The organism is Stenotrophomonas sp. 10L48, assembly GCF_056395105.1.
Genome location: NZ_JBFTIX010000007.1, coordinates 143,325 through 160,105 on the forward strand (window position 1 = coordinate 143,325; position 16,781 = coordinate 160,105).

General features: G+C 67.8%; 14 protein-coding genes. 3 read left to right on the forward strand and 11 right to left on the reverse strand.

Going from position 1 to position 16,781, the window contains the following annotated elements; genetic code table 11:
* Nucleotides 1-33: 33 nt before the first annotated feature.
* From AC1DCU_RS13655 to pilG, 3 genes are read right to left on the reverse strand one after another with little or no spacing between them, the layout of a single operon-like run.
* Entirely contained in the window at nucleotides 34-564 is a 531-nt protein-coding gene (locus tag AC1DCU_RS13655) for a chemotaxis protein CheW (protein ID WP_025877750.1), read from the reverse strand.
* Nucleotides 564-926, reverse strand: coding sequence for a response regulator (locus AC1DCU_RS13660; protein ID WP_025877749.1), 363 nt, complete (start codon nucleotides 924-926; stop codon nucleotides 564-566). Before AC1DCU_RS13660 ends, AC1DCU_RS13655 begins: the two co-directional genes overlap by 1 nt.
* An 18-nt stretch (nucleotides 927-944) precedes the next feature.
* On the reverse strand, nucleotides 945-1,346 hold the full coding sequence (gene pilG, locus AC1DCU_RS13665; protein ID WP_005418455.1) for a twitching motility response regulator PilG: 402 nt from the start codon (nucleotides 1,344-1,346) through the stop codon (nucleotides 945-947).
* A 240-nt stretch (nucleotides 1,347-1,586) separates the two neighbouring features.
* Between pilG and gshB the strand changes: the two genes are divergently transcribed.
* Nucleotides 1,587-2,534, forward strand: a complete 948-nt coding sequence (gene gshB / locus AC1DCU_RS13670) for a glutathione synthase (protein WP_049466293.1) — start codon at nucleotides 1,587-1,589, stop codon at nucleotides 2,532-2,534.
* Nucleotides 2,534-3,418 carry an energy transducer TonB family protein gene (locus tag AC1DCU_RS13675; RefSeq protein WP_025877745.1) on the forward strand — a complete coding sequence of 295 codons (885 nt, stop codon included), beginning with the start codon at nucleotides 2,534-2,536 and terminating at the stop codon, nucleotides 3,416-3,418. Before gshB ends, AC1DCU_RS13675 begins: the two co-directional genes overlap by 1 nt.
* A gap of 543 nt (nucleotides 3,419-3,961) precedes the next feature.
* On the opposite strand, the gene tsaB is transcribed toward AC1DCU_RS13675, so the two are convergent.
* From tsaB to AC1DCU_RS13715, 8 genes are all read right to left on the reverse strand, one after another.
* Nucleotides 3,962-4,675, reverse strand: coding sequence for a tRNA (adenosine(37)-N6)-threonylcarbamoyltransferase complex dimerization subunit type 1 TsaB (gene tsaB / locus AC1DCU_RS13680; RefSeq protein WP_025877742.1), 714 nt, complete (start codon nucleotides 4,673-4,675; stop codon nucleotides 3,962-3,964).
* Between the two features lie 9 nt (nucleotides 4,676-4,684).
* Complete coding sequence (locus tag AC1DCU_RS13685) at nucleotides 4,685-6,733, reverse strand: DNA repair helicase YoaA (RefSeq protein WP_442252407.1); 2,049 nt, start codon at nucleotides 6,731-6,733, stop codon at nucleotides 4,685-4,687.
* A gap of 570 nt (nucleotides 6,734-7,303) precedes the next feature.
* Complete coding sequence (locus AC1DCU_RS13690) at nucleotides 7,304-7,840, reverse strand: hypothetical protein (RefSeq protein ID WP_080150494.1); 537 nt, start codon at nucleotides 7,838-7,840, stop codon at nucleotides 7,304-7,306.
* Nucleotides 7,837-10,278: a penicillin-binding protein 1B gene (gene mrcB / locus AC1DCU_RS13695; RefSeq protein WP_032974979.1), complete on the reverse strand. Its 2,442-nt coding sequence runs from the start codon at nucleotides 10,276-10,278 to the stop codon at nucleotides 7,837-7,839. Before mrcB ends, AC1DCU_RS13690 begins: the two co-directional genes overlap by 4 nt.
* Before the next feature lie 84 nt (nucleotides 10,279-10,362).
* Nucleotides 10,363-11,397, reverse strand: a complete 1,035-nt coding sequence (locus tag AC1DCU_RS13700) for a glycosyltransferase family 2 protein (RefSeq protein WP_032974980.1) — start codon at nucleotides 11,395-11,397, stop codon at nucleotides 10,363-10,365.
* Entirely contained in the window at nucleotides 11,394-12,290 is an 897-nt protein-coding gene (locus AC1DCU_RS13705) for an NAD-dependent epimerase/dehydratase family protein (RefSeq protein WP_032974981.1), read from the reverse strand. Before AC1DCU_RS13705 ends, AC1DCU_RS13700 begins: the two co-directional genes overlap by 4 nt.
* Nucleotides 12,291-12,353: 63 nt before the next feature.
* Nucleotides 12,354-13,925 carry a hypothetical protein gene (locus AC1DCU_RS13710; protein ID WP_442252304.1) on the reverse strand — a complete coding sequence of 524 codons (1,572 nt, stop codon included), beginning with the start codon at nucleotides 13,923-13,925 and terminating at the stop codon, nucleotides 12,354-12,356.
* Nucleotides 13,926-13,955: 30 nt separating this feature from the next.
* Nucleotides 13,956-16,112 (reverse strand): bifunctional (p)ppGpp synthetase/guanosine-3',5'-bis(diphosphate) 3'-pyrophosphohydrolase, encoded by a 2,157-nt coding sequence (locus tag AC1DCU_RS13715; RefSeq protein WP_032974983.1) that lies wholly within the window; start codon nucleotides 16,110-16,112, stop codon nucleotides 13,956-13,958.
* A gap of 130 nt (nucleotides 16,113-16,242) precedes the next feature.
* On the opposite strand from AC1DCU_RS13715, the gene AC1DCU_RS13720 reads away from it, so the two are divergent.
* Nucleotides 16,243-16,779, forward strand: a complete 537-nt coding sequence (locus AC1DCU_RS13720; RefSeq protein ID WP_025879372.1) for a hypothetical protein — start codon at nucleotides 16,243-16,245, stop codon at nucleotides 16,777-16,779.
* Nucleotides 16,780-16,781: the final 2 nt, after the last annotated feature.

Genomic DNA, 16,781 nt, shown 5'->3' on the forward strand with positions numbered 1-16,781 from the left:
CTCGATTTTCAATGCAGGGGGCGATGCCCGGCCTCAGGCCGCGGCTTGCCGGAATTCAGGGGTACGCGACAGCAGCGAGAGCGAGAACACGCCCCAATCGTTGCCATCGGCATGGAAAGCGCGATCGACGAAGTGGCCGTAGCGTCCCTCGGCCAGTGAACCGGCCTCGATCTGCTGGGTCAGCTCGAAGCTGCGCTGGCCGAACAGTTCATCGATGGTCAGGGCGACGTCGCCACCGGCCTGGCGCATGATCAGCACGCGCTGGCCTTCCTGCTGGACAGTGCGCGCCCCTTCCAGGAAGTACTTCAGGTCGACCACCGGGAACAGGTTGCCGCGCAGGTTGCCCACGCCCAGCAGCCACGGCTGCGCGCATGGCACCGGGGTCACCGGCGGCATCGGCACGATCTCCACCACTTCGCGGAAATCGGACACCAGCCGACGCTGGCCAACACGGAAACCGACGCCACGCCACAGGTCCTGCGCGAACTGCCGCCCGGGCAGCTGCACCGCGTGGGCCAGGCTGCGCCGTTCGTAGGCTTCAAGAATGTCGAAGGGCGAGCGCATCAGGCCACCAGCTCGTTGATCCGGGCGATGAGTTCTTCCTCGCGCGGCGGCTTGACGATGTAGTCGGCGGCGCCTTGGCGCAGCCCCCAGGCCTTGTCGGTTTCCATCGCCTTGGTGCTGACGATGATGACCGGGATGTGCTTGATCGCTGCGTCGCGGGCCATCGCCCGGGTCGCCTGGAAACCGCTCATGCCCGGCAGCACCACGTCCATCAGGACCAGCTGCGGCACCTGGTCGCGGACCAGCTGCAGGCCATCTTCGGCATTGTCCGCTTCCAGCACCTCATGGCCGGCACGGCGCAGCCATTGGGTGAACACCGCGCGGTCGGTCGGTGAATCCTCGATCAGGACGATACGAGCCATTGTGCCTTTCCCCCCTGGTCAGGCGTTGACGTACGTGCGGATGGCACCCAGCAGTTCTTCGCGCGTGAATGGCTTGGTCAGGTATTGCTCCGAGCCGACGATGCGCCCCCGCGCCTTGTCGAACAGACCATCCTTGGACGACAGCATGATCACCGGGGTCGCCTTGAACAGCTGGTTACCCTTGATCAGTGCGCAGGTCTGGTAGCCATCCAGGCGCGGCATCATGATGTCGACGAAGATGATCTGCGGCTGCTGGTCGGCAATCTTGGCCAGGGCCTCGAAACCGTCCGTCGCGGTCACTACTTCGCAGCCTTCGCGCTTCAGCAGTGTTTCCGCAGTCCTGCGGATGGTCTTCGAGTCATCGATGACCATCACCCGGAGTCCTGCGAGCTCCCCGCCCGCAGTCGTGTTTTCAGTCATTGCCATTCCCCAAGCGCACGGCCCAATCTTTGGCGGGAGCCGCTGCGAAAGCGTATCTATATCGCACTTCCCGCGCCCGCTTCAAGGGCGGTCCGTGGCGCGGGGCGTGGCGCCGGGCTGAACGTGACCGGATTGGCAATCACTGCGCAGCCCGGCAAGGGACGCTGCGTTGCACATCGCCGGGGAGGCGCACGGCCGGCGTTGCCGCTACCATCAACGCCTTGCCTGACAGGTGCACCCATGCCGTTGAACGTCATCGTGGTGATGGACCCCATCGCCCACATCAAGATCGCCAAGGACACCACGTTCGCCATGCTGCTGGAAGCCCAGCGCCGCGGCCATGCCCTGCACTACGTGCGCCCGGGCGGGCTGGCGCTGGAAGGCGGGGTGGCCGTGGCCTGGACCGCCCCCCTGCAGGTGCGCGACGACCCGGCCGGCTGGTACGAGCTGGGCGCATTCAGCCGGACCGAATTCGGTCCCGGCCAGATCGTGCTGATGCGCAAGGACCCGCCGGTCGACGCCGAGTATGTCTACGACACCCAGGTGTTGGATGTCGCTGCCGCCGCCGGTGCGTGCGTGGTCAACAACCCGCAGGGCCTGCGCGACTACAACGAGAAGCTGGCCGCGCTGCTGTTCCCGCAGTGCTGCCCGCCGACCCTGGTCAGCCGCGACGCCAAGGCACTGAAGGCCTTCGCGCTGGAACACGGCCAGGCGGTACTGAAGCCGCTGGATGGCATGGGCGGGCGCTCGATCTTCCGCAGCGGACAGGGCGACCCCAACCTGAACGTGATCCTGGAAACGCTGACCGACGGCGGCCGCAAGCTCGCCCTGGCCCAGAAGTTCATTCCCGACATCACTGCCGGCGACAAGCGCATCCTGCTGGTCGATGGCGAGCCGGTCGATTACTGCCTGGCGCGCATTCCGCAGGGCGATGAGTTCCGCGGCAACCTGGCCGCCGGTGGCCGTGGCGAAGGCCGTCCGCTGAGCGAACGCGATCGCTGGATCGCCGCCCAGGTCGGCCCGGAAATGAAGCGTCGTGGCATGCGTTTCGTCGGCCTGGACGTCATCGGCGACTACCTGACCGAGGTCAACGTGACCAGCCCGACCTGCGTGCGCGAGCTGGACGCGCAGTACGGCCTGAACATCGCCGGCACCCTGTTCGACGCGATCGAGGCCGATCTGCGCTGATGGATGCCGCACCTGCCGTCCTCGCCCCGCCGCCGCGTGAAGCGCAGCGGCTGGGCGCCACCATCGCCCTGTCGGTGCTGGTGCACGCCCTGCTGATCCTCGGGGTCGGCTTTGCCGTGAAAGGCGACGCGCCCCTGGTGCCGACCCTGGAAGTGATCTTCAGCCAGACCCGCACCGCGCTGACCCCGAAGCAGGCCGATTTCCTGGCCGCCGCCAGCCAGGAAGGCGGTGGCGAGCACGATCGTGCGCAGCGCCCCCGCGACAACCAGGCCGGCATCGTGCCGCAGGCCCAGGCCGGCATCAGTCCGGTACCCCAGCAGCAGCAGTCGGCAGCACCGGTACCGCCGCCGCAGGCGCGGGTGGTCAGCAGCCGCAATGGCCAGGACACCGTGGCCGTGGCGCAGTCGCGCCCTACCCCGCTGCAACCAACACCGGATGCACCGATGACCGCGCGCGAACAGCGCGATGCTGAAATGGCGCGGCTGGCGGCGGAAGTGCACCTGCGTTCGGCGCAGTACGCCAAGCGGCCGAACCGGAAATTCGTTTCGGCCAGTACGCGCGAATACGCCTACGCCAATTACCTGCGTGCGTGGGTGGACCGCGCCGAGCAGGTCGGCAACCTGAACTACCCCGACGAAGCACGGCAGCGCCGGCTGGGGGGACAGGTGGTGATCAGCGTGGGGGTACGCCGCGACGGCAGCGTGGAAAGCAGCCGGGTGTTGAAGTCCAGCGGCACGCCGCTGCTGGACGAGGCCGCGCTGCGGGTGATCCAGCTGGCACAACCGTTCCCGCCGTTGCCCGACAGCGAAGACCAGATCGACATCCTGCAGGTCACCCGCACGTGGGTGTTCCTGCCCGGTGGCGAACTGCGCGACGACCGGTAAGGTTTTCTGCCCGGGCCTGCGGCCCGGGACCCGCTGCAAGCAACAGCAACAGCAACGGCAACGGCAACTGCAACGTCAAGATCAAGAGCCGCGGTTGGGCTGTTCGGTTTGGCGGGGCGGTGTGGGCTTGCAGGACACGCCGTAAACCCATCCATGGGGGCTCGATGGCGCCATCCATGGCGCCAACGGTCCTGCAAGCCCACACCGCCCCACCCCTGACCAATCGCGGCGCATCTTTGCTGTTGGTAGCTGTCGACCTTGGTCGACACGATGCATCCACGCCATGCCTGCACGGTAGATCCAAGCCATGCGTGGATGCGAGCGAAGCGACCGGCTTTTGAATTTGATTTTTTTTGATTTTCCGTGGCGAACGCGCACGGAAACTGTCCGTGGCCGGGCGGGTGGGCTGCGCAGGGGCGTAAGCGCCATGGACGGCGCGCCCGAGCCTACATGGACGTATTCACGGCGCCCCCTGCGCAGCCCACCCGCCCGGCCAACCCACGGCTTCTGCTGTCAGCGACCCACCACCCCGCCACGAGGGGCTCAGCCGTTGGCCTTCGCCTTGGCATCCCGCGCCGCCTGCTGCTCGACCAGCGTCAGCGCCACGTTGTCCCGCAGGTACGCCGGCTCGACCTTCTCCGGCGCAATGCCTTCGCCGCGCGCGAACGCCGGTACCGCCAGTGCCAGCACATCCGCTGCACGTGGCAGCGCCGTTGCATCGAAGCGGCGCAGGCCAGCCCCCAGCTGCGCGACCAGCGCGCCCTCGGCCGCGGCAAACCCGGTGCCGACGCCGTAGACGGACGCAGCATCCGGCAACGACACCGCCGCCGGCACGCACACGCGCTCGGCATCCCGCGCCACCGGCAGTCCATCCACGCGCTCGAAGCGTGCCACGTACAACTCGCCCATCCGCGCATCGATCGCCGACAGGATCTGCTTCTCTTCCACCGGCGCGCGCAGCGCCAGCACCTGCAGCGTCGACACCGGCAGCAACGGCCGATCCAGCGCCAGCGCGATGCCCTGCGCCAACGCGATCGCCAGGCGCACACCGGTGAACGCACCGGGACCACGGCTGAGCGCGATGCCGTCCAGCTGGCGGCGGCTGATGCCGGCCTCGGCCAGCAGCTCCTCCGCCCACGGCAGGCTCAGTTCGGCATGCCGGCGGGGGGCGATCTCGAAGCGTTCCCGTACCTGCCCATCGACATGCAGGGCTACGGAACAGGCTTCGGTGGCGGTTTCAAAGGCGAGCAGTTTCATCGGATCGGGTCAGAACAGGGGGAACGTGGCGCCGGGAGCCGGCTCCGGCCCCGCCACGGCAGCGGTCGGGGCAGCGGCATCCGCCACGGGCGCCCATTGTGGCGCAAAGAAGGCCTGCACATCGGCCAGGGCCCGGGTTCGCCGGAACGGCGGCAGCGACTGCAGGAAGACCTTGCCATAACCCCGGTTGAGCAGGCGCGGGTCGCACAGCACCAGCACGCCACGGTCGGTCTCGCTGCGGATCAGGCGGCCAACGCCCTGCTTCAGGGCAATCACCGCCTGCGGCAACTGCTCGTCGCGGAAGGGATTGCCGCCCTGGGTGCGTATGGCATCCAGCCGCGCTTCGTACACCGGATCATCGGGCGTGGCGAAGGGCAGCTTGTCGATCACCACCACGCTCAATGCCTCGCCGACCACATCCACGCCCTCGCGGAAGCTGGCCGAGCCCAGCAGCACGCCATTGCCGGATTCGCGGAAACGCTGCAGCAGGGTCGCGCGCGGCGCTTCGCCCTGCACGAACAGCGGCCAGGGCCCATCACGCAGCGCCTCGGCCGCCTCGCGCAGCGCACGATGCGAAGCAAACAACAGGAACGCCCTGCCCTGCGACGCCTGCAGCACCGGACGCAGGACCTGGATCAGTGCGGTTCCGAAACCGCGCGCAGCCGGATCCGGCAGGCCTTCAGGCAGGTAGCACAGTGCCTGCTCGGGCCAGTTGAACGGACTGGGCTGTACCAGCGTCTGCGGATCATCCAGGCCCAGGCGCGTGGCGATGTGCTCGAAGCCACCGCCAACGGTCAGCGTGGCGGAGGTGAAAATCCATGCGGCATGGCTGCGCTCGCGATGTTCGCGCAGCGGTGCGGACACATCCATCGGCGTGCGCTGGCAGCGGAAACCGCGCGCGGTCAATTCATACCAGAGCACGTCACCAGCGACGGCGGTCGCTTCTGCAGGATCGGCATCGAAGTCGAGCGCGGGTTCTTCATCCCCCAGCCAACGGCCCAGCCGCGAAATCGCCTCACGTGCGCGCGCATGGCAGGCATCGAGGCCAGCAGCGGCTTCGCGCAGCGGTTGCAATGCCTGCTCCAGCACCACCAGGCTGGACATCACCGCATCGAAACCCTCGCGTACCTGCGGCATTGCCAGCGCGCGCCATTGGGTGCCACGCGCTGGCAGCCCCTCCATCGCAGCACGCAGTGCAGACAATGCCTGCTGCAGATGATCGACCGGTTCCTGCAGTGCAGACTGTGCGCCACCCACGCCGCGCGCTTCAACCAGGCAGTCACGGCCCAGTTCCTGCCAGGGGCGCATGCCGAAGCCTTCGCCGAAGAACTGCGCGGCCAGTTCGGGCAGCTGATGGGCCTCGTCGATGACGAAGGCCTGCGCACCGGGCAGCAGTTCACCGAAGCCCTCCTGCTTCAGCGCGAGATCGGCCAGCAGCAGGTGGTGGTTGACCACGACCAGATCGGCGGCCTGTGCACGCTGGCGGGCCCGCACGACGAAACAGTCATCCCAGAACGGACACTCGTTGCCCAAGCAGTTGTCGACGGTGGAAGTGACCATCGGCAGCAGCGGCGAGTCGTCGGCCAGGCCATCGAGTTCGGCGATATCGCCTGATTCCGAGCGGCCGGACCAAGCCAGGATGCGCTGGAACTGTGCCGCCTGTTCCGGGCTGGAGAAGCGCGGCTCGCCGCGTGCCTGCTGCAGGCGGTAGCGGCACAGGTAGTTGCTGCGCCCCTTCAGCAGCGCGCTGCGCACGCCGACGCCCAGTGCCTGGCGCACGCGCGGCAGGTCACGGTGGTAGAGCTGGTCCTGCAGCGCGCGCGTGCCGGTGGAAATGATGGTGCGCATTCCGGACAGCAGCACCGGCACCAGATAGGCAAAGGTCTTGCCGGTGCCGGTACCGGCTTCGGCGAGCAGCAGGTCGCGCTGCTGCATCGACGCGGCAATGGCCTCGGTAAGGCGCAGCTGCGCAGGACGCGGGACGAACGCATCCAGATGGGAGGCGAGCGCGCCGCCTTCGCTGAGGGCTTCGCGGCTGGCATGGACAAGGTCGGACATCAGGTGGAAAGGATACCCGGCCGGGCGTTGCCCGGCACCCGTTTCAGGCCAGAGCACAAGCAAAAGCAACGGCAACAGCGTTTGTTCATGGCTCTGGGTTGGACTGAGGGCTGGCGGGGGACTGTGGGTTTGCGGGGACGCCGTAAACCCATCCCTGGGGGGTTGGCCGCGGCATCCATGCCGCGGACACCCCGCAAACCCACAGCCCCCCCCCTTCGACAGTTTCCCGGTGACGGAATGCAAAGGCAGAGCGGAAGCGGTTGGTGTAACGGAGAAAGTAGAAGGGGCCGGATCCGTTCTCCTGCGGAAAACGGATCCGACCCCGCAGCGAGTGCGCGCAGCGCGCGACCCGCTATTGATTTTCTTTTTCTTTTCCGTGGCTGGCCGCACACGGAAACTGTCAGAGGCCGGGCAGGTTGGGTTCGCGGGGGTGTCCGCGGCATGGATGCCGCGGCCAAGCCCCCAGGGATGGGTTCACGGCGTCCCCCGCGAATCCAACCTGCCCGGCCAGCGCGGCTTTTGCGCGACCAAGCAGCCAGCCACGAGGGGCTGCGCCGTTGGCTGGGAAACTCAGTACCGCTTGATCCCCGGCACCGTGCAGCCTTCAATCTGCGCGTGCGCGGACACCGCATTCTCCTTCTCGCCCCGCGCCAGGCGCGCCTGCTCGATCGTCGCCCAGTGCCGGCGGCACAACGGCCCCGTCTTCGAGCCAAGGTCCACAGCCTTGCGTGCGAACGTTTCCGCCTCCGCCCACTGGCCCTGCAGCAGCGCCAGTTCCGCGCGTTCCTGCAATACCGACGGATCACCGGCCACGATCTGCAACGCCTGGTCCAGGCTGCCGGCCGCGCCAGCCAGATCATTGGCCTTGCGCTGGGTCAGCGCCGTCTGCCGCAGATCCTCAACTTGGGAATCGCGCAGTGGCTGCACCGACAGTTCCTTGTCATCCGGCCCGGCTGCGGCTTCCACGGCTGCCAGCCGCTGTGCGGGCGTGGTGGTATCCACCGGCTTGACCACCTGCGGCGCGCTGCTCACGCAGGCCGCCAGGGCCAGGCTGAGGCCACTCAGGACCAGGGGCTGGAACAGCGAACGGATAGTCATCGGCATCATCGGCTTGGAGGAGGAGTCGCTGCAGCGGGTGCTGCGGCAGGTTCAGCGGCGGGTTCGGGCTTACGGTCAAGGCCGAACCAGCTGCGCCAGCCGCCGCCCTCGCCTTCCGCACCGCCCTGCGCGTCCGGCAAGGCCGCCGGTGCGCACGGTTCATACGCAGGCGCATAGCCCACCACGAACGGGAAGCGGCGGGCACCCGGGCACCCTTCATCGGTGCTGTTGGTTCCCGTGGCCGCAACCGGCTGCCAGTCGAGGCCCTTGTTGCTGACCTTCAACGGCGCCGTCGGCAGGCGCTGGAAGATGCCCGACCACACCCGCATCGCGCCGGTGGCGCCATACAGGCCGGCCTGTTCGTTCTGGTCATTGCCCATCCAGATCACCGCCAGGTGATCGCCGGTGTAACCGGCATACCAGCTGTCGCGGCCATCGTTGGTGGTGCCGGTCTTGCCGGCCGGCTGCAGGCGGCCCAGGCCATCGGCGTTCAAACGCTGCGCGGTACCACTGGCCACCACCTGCTGCAGGCCGATGCTGATCAGGTTGGCGGCAATCGAGTCACCTTCCTGTGCCGGTGCCGGGGTCTTGTCGTAACGCTTGAGCAGCTTGCCCTGCGGATCAAGGACGCCACGCACCGCGTGCAGCGGCTGGATCTCGCCGCCCGATGCCAGGAACTGGTACAGCTGCGCCATCGCGTACGGGCTCTGGTCGGTCGAGCCGAGGATCACCGCCGGGTTCGCCTCGGCCTTGATGCCGGCCAGCACGTGGATCAGCTGCGTCACCCGTTCCGGGCCGACCTGCATGCCCACCCGTACCGTCGCCTGGTTGTAGGAGTGGGCGAGCGCATCGATCAGGCGCACGGTGCCGTGGCTGCGGTTGTCCGCATTGCCGGGGTTCCAGTTGCGGCCGCGGCTGAGCTGCACGGTCACCGGTGAATCATCGACCCAGCTGGCCAGCGAATAGCGGTCCGGCTGCGCCAGTGCCAGCAGGTACACGAACGGCTTGAGCAGCGAACCGACCGGGCGCTGCGCCTCGATGGCGCGGTTGAAACCGACCTCGGACACTTCACGGCTGCCGATCACCGCCACCACGTCACCGTTGTGCACGTCGGTCATCACCAGGCCGGCCTGCAGCTCGGGGCGACGCTTGCTTTCCAGCGACTTGATGGTGCGCGTGACCGCACCTTCGGCATAAGCCTGCGCGGACGGCGACATGCCGCTCATCACGCTCAGGCCAGCGCCCTGCAGGGCGGATTCCGGATAGTCGTGGGCAAGCTGGCGACGCACCAGGTCAACGTAGGCCGGGAAGCGGTTGGCCGCCACCAGGCCCGGGGTCTTGGGCACGCCCAGCGGCGCCTTCAACGCGCGCTGGTACTCGGCATCGTCGATCAGGGTCGCCTCGTGCAGTTTGCCCAGCACGAAGTTGCGACGGTCCAGCGCGCGCTCGGGATTGCGCCGCGGGTCGTAGTAGGACGGTCCCTTGACCAGGCCGATCAGCAGCGCGATCTGCTCGGTTTCCAGCGAGGAGAGATCGCGGCCGAACCAGAACTCGGCACCGGAGGACATGCCGTGGATCGCCTGGCTGCCGCGCTGGCCCAGATACACCTGGTTGAGGTACGCCTCGAAGATGGTGCGCTTGTCATAGCGTGCTTCCATGATCAATGCATACAGCACTTCGTTGAACTTGCGGGTGACGGTCTGTTCCTTGCCGATTCCCAGCAGGCCGCTGCGGGCCAGCTGCTGGGTCAGGGTGGAAGCGCCCTGGCGGCTCTGCCCACCGGAGCGGACAGTCACCCAGACCGCGCGCGCGATACCGGACAGATCGATGCCGTGATGGCGGTTGAAGTCCTTGTCCTCGACCGCCTGCAGGCCAGTGACCAACAGGTCCGGGGCCTCGTTCATGCGGATCAGGCGGCGCTCTTCCTGCTTCTGCCCATACAGCGTGGCGATGCGCGCGGGATCCATGCGGGCCGCCTTCAGCGCCTTGCGGCTGTCGGCGTCCCGCAACGATGCGATGCTGCCGCCGGACAGCGACAGCTCGACCCGGCGCGCAGCAACGTGGCCGTCGACATCGTTGTAGCCGCGGCTGGAGATGACGAAGCGGCCGCCCTGCACCGCATAGGTTGCCGGATCCTTGCCCTGGCCATCATCGCGATAGGCCGAGGCGGCCAGTTCGGTTTTCAGGGTTGCCGCATCCATCGCCTTGCCGGGCATCAGCACCAGCGGGCGTGCATAGACGCGCGTCGGGATCTGCCAGCGCAGTTCACCGAAGCGTTGCGTCACCTGCTGGTTCAGGTACAGCGTATAGGGGATCAGGAAACCCAATCCCAACGCGACCGCAGCCATGGTCCAGGTGATCAGTCGGCGCCGCCAGAGCGGGCTGCCATCGTCCTGCAGGTCGTCGTCGGAATCGTCGATGTCGTCGGAATCGTAGCGTCGGGGCACGGGAATGCGGATTGATAGGGTCCGGCGAGTCTAACGCAGCCGCCGCGAAGGCAGGCAGGCGCCGGCCCCGGGTTTCACTGCAGTTCAAGCTGTGTGCGATTCCGTCCAGCCCCTGCGGGCGCCGGCCGCGGCCGCGTGAATGCCTCTCCAGCCTGCCCCGGCGAGGCACACATTGGCGAGCCGGGCCAGCAGGCGAGGCGCGTCCTGGGCAATCCAGCGCAGCGACACATCGGCCCGCCGATACAGCTGCAGCCGCGACCAGGCCATGCGCCAGGCCAGCGCTGCCAGGCCGTGGAAACGAACAGGCGCAATCAGCACGTCACGCCGACGCAGCAGCGCATCCAGCGCCAGCAGGCGATCGGCCGTGCGTTGCCGGCGTTGGCGTTCAAACAGGTCAAGCTGGCGCAGGTGCCGCATCAGTCCACGGCGGCCGGCACCGATCTGGTTGTTGCCATGCTGGCGATAATCAATGGTAGGCCGCGCGATCATGTCCAGCCCACCGTCCAGCGAGGCGACTACAGCCAGCCACTCGTCGTGGCTCCAGCACGGAGCGATCGGCAACGCACTCTCCAGCAGCCCCCGGCGCAGCGCACAGGTTGCCCCGGTAATGAAGTTGCGCAGCAGAACCGCATCGATCACAAGCCCGGATCGCTCCAGCGCCACTTCGGCCGGATGCACTCCCAGCACTTCAAGCAGGTGTCCACCCAGCGCAACGCCATCGCCATCGACCAGGCGCGCATCGCTGTGCAGCAGCAGCAGGCCCGGATCGGCCTGGAACCGTTGCAGGTAAGTTGCAACCCGATCGACATACCAGACGTCGTCCTGGTCGCACAGGAACAGGATGTCGGACCGACAGCGCTGCAGCGCATCGGCAAAATTCAGGATGTAGCCGAGATTGCGTGCATGCTGCACGACCTCGACGCGTATGCCCATCGCGCCCGCCCGGCTGCTGAATACCTGCAGCAGGGCCATGGTCTGATCCGAAGAGCCATCGTCGCCGATGACCACCTCATCCACCGGCTCGCTCTGCGCCAGGATGCTGTCCAACTGCGCCTGCAGGTAGCGCGCACCGTTGTAGGTACACAACGCAACTCCCACGCTGGGACGTACGGACGTCATGCCACTACCCCTGGCGGAGAGGCCGCAACGCGTGCGGATGCCAGTTCGGGGGTCATGGGCTGCCAGGTACCAGCATCCGGCCGGAAAGCGCGCGGCCGCACGCCCAGCAGCGCCGTCAATTCGCTGTTGTCGGCGATCAGGTCCTGCTGCAGGCGCGACACCGGGCCGCGCGCGCGGGGCAGAACCGCAGCCAGCGCGCGCAGCGACAGATCCGGGAGTCGCACAGGCAGGGTCGATTCCACCAGGCTGGCACGCATGCGACGGAACATCTCGTGGTAAGGCAGCCGTTCACCGCCACCGATTTCCAACACCCGGCCTGCGGCGGCCCCGGTTCGTATGGCCTGCACCATGGCCTGGGCGATGTCGTCGGCGTGCACCGGCTGACGCATGCCATGGGTCATCGGAATGGGAAACACTCGAAGACGGCGCGCGCGCGCCACGATCGGGGAGATGCTGCGATCGATGCCGGCACCGTAGATCAGCGTCGGCCGCAGGATCGTCCACTCCATGCCAAGACGCTCGGCCTGCGCAATCAGCCCCCGTTCCCCGCGCTGCAGCATTGCAACCACATCCTGCTCATCGGCCTGCGCCGATTCCTGCTTGGTGAGCACGCTCATCGAACTGGTGACGATGATCCGGGGCGCCGGTGCCACCGTCTGCCGGGAAAGCCATTCCGCCCAGAGCTCCATCGGGCTGGAGCTGGCAATGGCCTGCCAAGCGTGCGGGCCACTCTGGTCAAGTGCATCGTAAAGGTCGCCGCCCAGCCACTGCACTCCTGGCTGCTCCGCCTGTGGACGTCGGCTTACCGCCTGCACGTCCATGCCGGCCTGGACCAGCCGTGGCAACAGGTAACGACCGATCTGGCTGGTCGCGCCGGAAACAAGAACGGTCATCTACTATCCAGGGCAAGGCAACAGGGGGCCATTACTATAGCTGCGTCAACGCGATCCATCGGGTCACGGCGGCACGCTACCGATGTCGCGCAGCCGCTCCTGCAACTGCTGGTATTCGGCGGTGGCCGGACCGGCACCCAGCTGGTTCGCCTGTTCCAGTGCACGTTCGGCAAAAGCCACATCACCGCGACCCAGCCGTTCGCTGCCGATCGCCAGCCAGCGTTGTGCCAGGCGGGCACGCGCATCGGGCAACCCTGTGGCGGTCGGCGCCAGGGTCTGCCAGGCCTGCAGGCAGGCGCCCGCAGCCTGCACCCGGTTCTGCCGCAGGTTGTCATCAAAACAGGACCGGCTGGCGGGCAGCAGCCGTGCTGCCGCTGCCTTGACCCGGCTGTCGCGCGGCGCCAGTGCCTGCGCTTCGCGCAGCGCATCGAAGGCGCTGTGGCCGGGAGGGCTGATCCACTGCCCGGCACGCTCGGCGCGGTCGATCTGGCGCAACCGATCACGCAGCTGGCGCTCACGCTGGGCCGTGCTGATACCCGGCTGCTGCAACGACTGGCGCGCCTGCCGCGCACGCTGCAGGCGCTGTGCAAGCTGCTGCTGCGCTGCCTGCGAGGCACCCAGCCCCGCGGCCAGCGCGGCATCCTTGTCGGCCGCCTCGAACTGGAAGTCGTCGGCCCGCTTCTGGCTGCGCGCCAGCAACGCCTGCACGGTCTGCTCACGCCCACGCAGTGCCGTAGGATCATCGGCGGTGACCGCCAGCACCGCCTGGAAGCTATCCGCAGCCGTCTCGAGCTGCTGCCGTTTGAGCGCGCGATGCCCCTGCTGCAGGCGCTGGTCGATTGCACGGGCCAGCGCTTCCTGGCTGGCAGGAAGTTCGGAATGACCTGGATCGAACTGGCGTGCGCGCTGCAGGATCGCTGCCCCCGTGGCCAGTTCACCGCGTGCGGCCTGTGCACGCGCCTGCTGCAGCAGATCGCTCAATGCATCCTCGCGACCTTCCAGTGCAGGCAGGTTGTCCGGCTGCAGTGCCAGCACGCGCTGGAACAACGGCAGCGCGCTGCTGTCGCCGTCGTCCAGCCGCCCCGCTGCAAAGGCATTGCGGGCCTGCGCAAGCAATGCACCGATGCCAGCACCGGCGCGACGACGCGCCTGCAGCTGCTGGGCCACCGCATCTGCCTCGGCGCGCGGCACCTGCAGCTCACGTGCCAACGCCAGCGCCTGCGCGCAGCCGTCCAGGTCGCCCGCCTGCAGCCGCTCACGCGACTGCTGCAACGCTGCCGCGCCGGTGCGGGCCAGGCCCTGTCGCGCCTGCGGGCGGTCGCCATCAAGGGCCAGCACCGCCTGGTAGCGTTCACGCGCGCCGCTGCCGTCGGCCGCGGTCAGGCGTCCTTCGCTCACTGCGCGATCGCCCTCGGCCAGCAGCTGTTCTATCTGTGGCTCATCCCAGAACCAGTCCGCCAGCGGTTTGCGCACCAGTACCAGCAGCACGAACACGGCTGCGGCAGCCAGCAATGCCCAACGCCACACCCGTCGTGCGTGGCGCGCCTGCAGCCACCACCAGCGGCTTTCACGGCGAACGCGATCCAGCGCCGGATGTGCGGCGCCGTGTGAACGATGCGGGGGCTCGCGTTCCATGCGTGCAGGGTAGCCGGGGCAGCGTGAAGCTCAGCCCAGACGACGCGCCTCGCTCACGCCCGGCAACGCATCGAGCTTGCCCAGCAGAGTCGACAACTGGCCGTAGTCGCTGACCTTCAACCGCAGGCGCAGATGCGCGCGGCCACTGTTGCGGACGTTGTCGCTGTGGATGTCCAGCACGTAGGCGTCTTCCTGTGCGATCAGGTTGGTGATGTCCTTCAGCAGCCAGCGGCGGTCGACCGCGTCGACCACCACGTCCACTTCATAGCCACCGCCGGCCTGGCCCCATTCCACCGGCAGGATCCGCTGCGGGCTGGTCGCAGCCAGCCGTGCCAATGCCACGCAGTCTGCACGATGTACCGTGACACCACGGCTACGGGTCAGGTAGCCGACGATCGGTTCACCCGCCACCGGCTGGCAGCAACGCGCCAGCTGCACCAGCAGGTTGCCCACGCCCTGTACGGTGAACTTGGACTTGCCCAGGTTCTCGCGGCGCGCGGTCGGCCGCGGCAAGGCCGACGTCGGCGCCGGCTGGCTGGCCGCACGCTCGGCCTCCAGCAGCGAACGGCTGACCTGGTTGGGGCCGGTATCGCCCAGGGCAACCTGGATGTACAGGTCGTCGACGCTGTCGGCGTGGAACTTCTTCGCCGCCGCGGACAGGTCCGAATGCTGCAGGCCCAGCCGCTTCAGTTCGCGCTCCAGCAGCTCGCGCCCCGCCTGCACGTTGCGCGCACGGTCCAGCTTGTGGAACCAGCTGCGCACCTTCTCGCGCGAGCGGTTGCTGGCCAGGAAGCCGTTGGCCGGCATCAGCCAGTCGCGGCGCGGGTCGGCCTCCTTGCCGGTGAGGATCTCGACGCGATCCCCGCTGCGCAGGCGGTAGGTCAACGGCACGATGCGGCCGTTGACCTTGGCCCCACGGCAGCGGTGTCCGACCATGGTGTGCACCTGGTAGGCAAAATCCAGCGGTGTTGCGCCCTGCGGCAGGTCCAGCACCTCGTCCTTCGGGGTCAGCGCGTAGACACGGTCTTCGGTCAGCTCGGCATCAAGCGCCCCGGCCAGTTCATTGCCCTGCCCGTCCTGCGCCTGCTCCAGCAGCTGCCGCATCCAGGTGATCTTGCGATCGAACGACTTCTCCGCGCCCTTGCCGCCTTCCTTGTACTTCCAGTGCGCGGCCACGCCCAGCTCGGCCTGCGCGTGCATGTCGTGGGTGCGGATCTGCACTTCGATGGTGCGCCCTTCCGGGCCAACCACCGCCGTGTGCAGCGAGCGGTAATCGTTGGCCTTGGGCCGGGCGATGTAATCGTCGAACTCGCTCGGCACCGGTGCCCACAGCGCATGCACCACGCCGAGCGCGGCGTAGCAGGCGGCGACGTCGTCGACCATCACCCGTACCGCTCGGATGTCATACAGCTGGTCGAAGGCCAGGCGCTTCTTCTGCATCTTCCGCCAGATGCTGTAGATGTGCTTGGGGCGGCCGCTGACCTCGGCGCGGATGCCCTGCACGCCCAGTTCGCGCGACAGCACCTTCTTCACATTCTCGACGTAGCGCTCGCGGGCGATGCGGGTTTCGTCGACCTCACGCGCGATGCGCCGGTAGGTTTCCGGCTCCAGGTGACGGAAGGCCAGGTCTTCCAGCTCCCACTTCAACTGCCAGATGCCGAGCCGGTTGGCCAGCGGCGCATGGATGTCGCGGGTCAACTGGGCCAGCGCGCGGCGCTGCTCCTCTTCGAGCTTGTCGGCCGCGCGCATGCGCGCCAGCTGCCGGGCCAGCAGGATCGGTACCACCCGCAGGTCGCGGATGATCGCCAGCAGCAACCGGCGCAGGCCTTCGCTGTTGCGGCCGGCCTCGCGACCGGCATGCAGTGCCCAGACGGGATCGGCCGCGTCCTGTCCATCGAGCAGGCCGATCACCGCCGCTTTGTGGCTGCCCAGCGGCAATGCATCAAGGTGGACGCGCAGGCCCGGCAGATCGAACAGCAGGGCCGCCACCACGGCGCCCTCGTCTGCCGAGAGCATCGCGAGCGCGTCCAGGGTATCGCCCAGCACCGACCAGCTGGCACGCATCTGCGGGTCGCAGTCGGGCGCTTCCCAATACCCGCGCAGGGCCTGGCGCAGCGGAGCCGGCAGCACGGCTGCCGAGGGGCGGTTCAACAAGGCATCCAGGCCGGGGACGGAAGCGCGGTTCACAGCATCGAGCAGGCAAGACAGAAGCCCCTACACTAGCGCCGCAGCCGTTCAGGAACAATCGCCGCGGCCAGCATCGCCGGGAATGTGGACATGCCGCTACACTCGCCGACATCCACGGGAGAGTTCCGCCATGCCTTCGATCACCCTGCCTTTCCGCCCTCGCCTGCTGGCCTGTGCCGCCGTGCTGCTGTCCCTGTCGACGCCTGCGCTGGCCCAGCGCGTGGTGCAGGGTGACCTGCAGCAGCAGATGTCACCGGCCGAATTCAAGGCCGCTGGCCTGGACAAGCTCAATGCCGCCGAGCTGGCCACGCTGAACCGCTGGCTGCAGGGCAAGGTTGAAGCCGCCACCACCGAGGCCGTCGCTGCGGTGCGCGAAGAAGCGCGCGAGGAAGGCCGCCAGGAAGTGATCGTGAAGAACCGCGGCTTCTTCGACTTCGGCAGCAACGAGCCGATCAGCGGCGTGCTGCAGGGCGAGTTCCGCGGTTTCGGCAAGGGCCGGATCTACGTGCTGGACAATGGCCAGCAGTGGGAACAGACCGATGCCACCTCGATTTCCGGCGTACGCAAGCAGTCGCCGAAGGTCAGCATCAGCCCCGGAGTGATGGGCGTGTGGTACCTGAAGGTCGAAGGCGTGAACACCCAGCCCAAGGTGCGCCGCACCAAGTAACG

Bases quoted from the DNA above. Each gene is read 5' to 3' on its own strand.
- AC1DCU_RS13655 (WP_025877750.1), bottom strand. From the start codon at position 564: ATGCGCTCGCCCTTCGACATTCTTGAAGCCTACGAACGGCGCAGCCTG.
- AC1DCU_RS13660 (WP_025877749.1), bottom strand. From the start codon at position 926: ATGGCTCGTATCGTCCTGATCGAGGATTCACCGACCGACCGCGCGGTG.
- pilG (WP_005418455.1), bottom strand. From the start codon at position 1,346: ATGACTGAAAACACGACTGCGGGCGGGGAGCTCGCAGGACTCCGGGTG.
- gshB (WP_049466293.1), top strand. From the start codon at position 1,587: ATGCCGTTGAACGTCATCGTGGTGATGGACCCCATCGCCCACATCAAG.
- AC1DCU_RS13675 (WP_025877745.1), top strand. From the start codon at position 2,534: ATGGATGCCGCACCTGCCGTCCTCGCCCCGCCGCCGCGTGAAGCGCAG.
- tsaB (WP_025877742.1), bottom strand. From the start codon at position 4,675: ATGAAACTGCTCGCCTTTGAAACCGCCACCGAAGCCTGTTCCGTAGCC.
- AC1DCU_RS13685 (WP_442252407.1), bottom strand. From the start codon at position 6,733: ATGTCCGACCTTGTCCATGCCAGCCGCGAAGCCCTCAGCGAAGGCGGC.
- AC1DCU_RS13690 (WP_080150494.1), bottom strand. From the start codon at position 7,840: ATGATGCCGATGACTATCCGTTCGCTGTTCCAGCCCCTGGTCCTGAGT.
- AC1DCU_RS13700 (WP_032974980.1), bottom strand. From the start codon at position 11,397: ATGACGTCCGTACGTCCCAGCGTGGGAGTTGCGTTGTGTACCTACAAC.
- AC1DCU_RS13705 (WP_032974981.1), bottom strand. From the start codon at position 12,290: ATGACCGTTCTTGTTTCCGGCGCGACCAGCCAGATCGGTCGTTACCTG.
- AC1DCU_RS13710 (WP_442252304.1), bottom strand. From the start codon at position 13,925: ATGGAACGCGAGCCCCCGCATCGTTCACACGGCGCCGCACATCCGGCG.
- AC1DCU_RS13720 (WP_025879372.1), top strand. From the start codon at position 16,243: ATGCCTTCGATCACCCTGCCTTTCCGCCCTCGCCTGCTGGCCTGTGCC.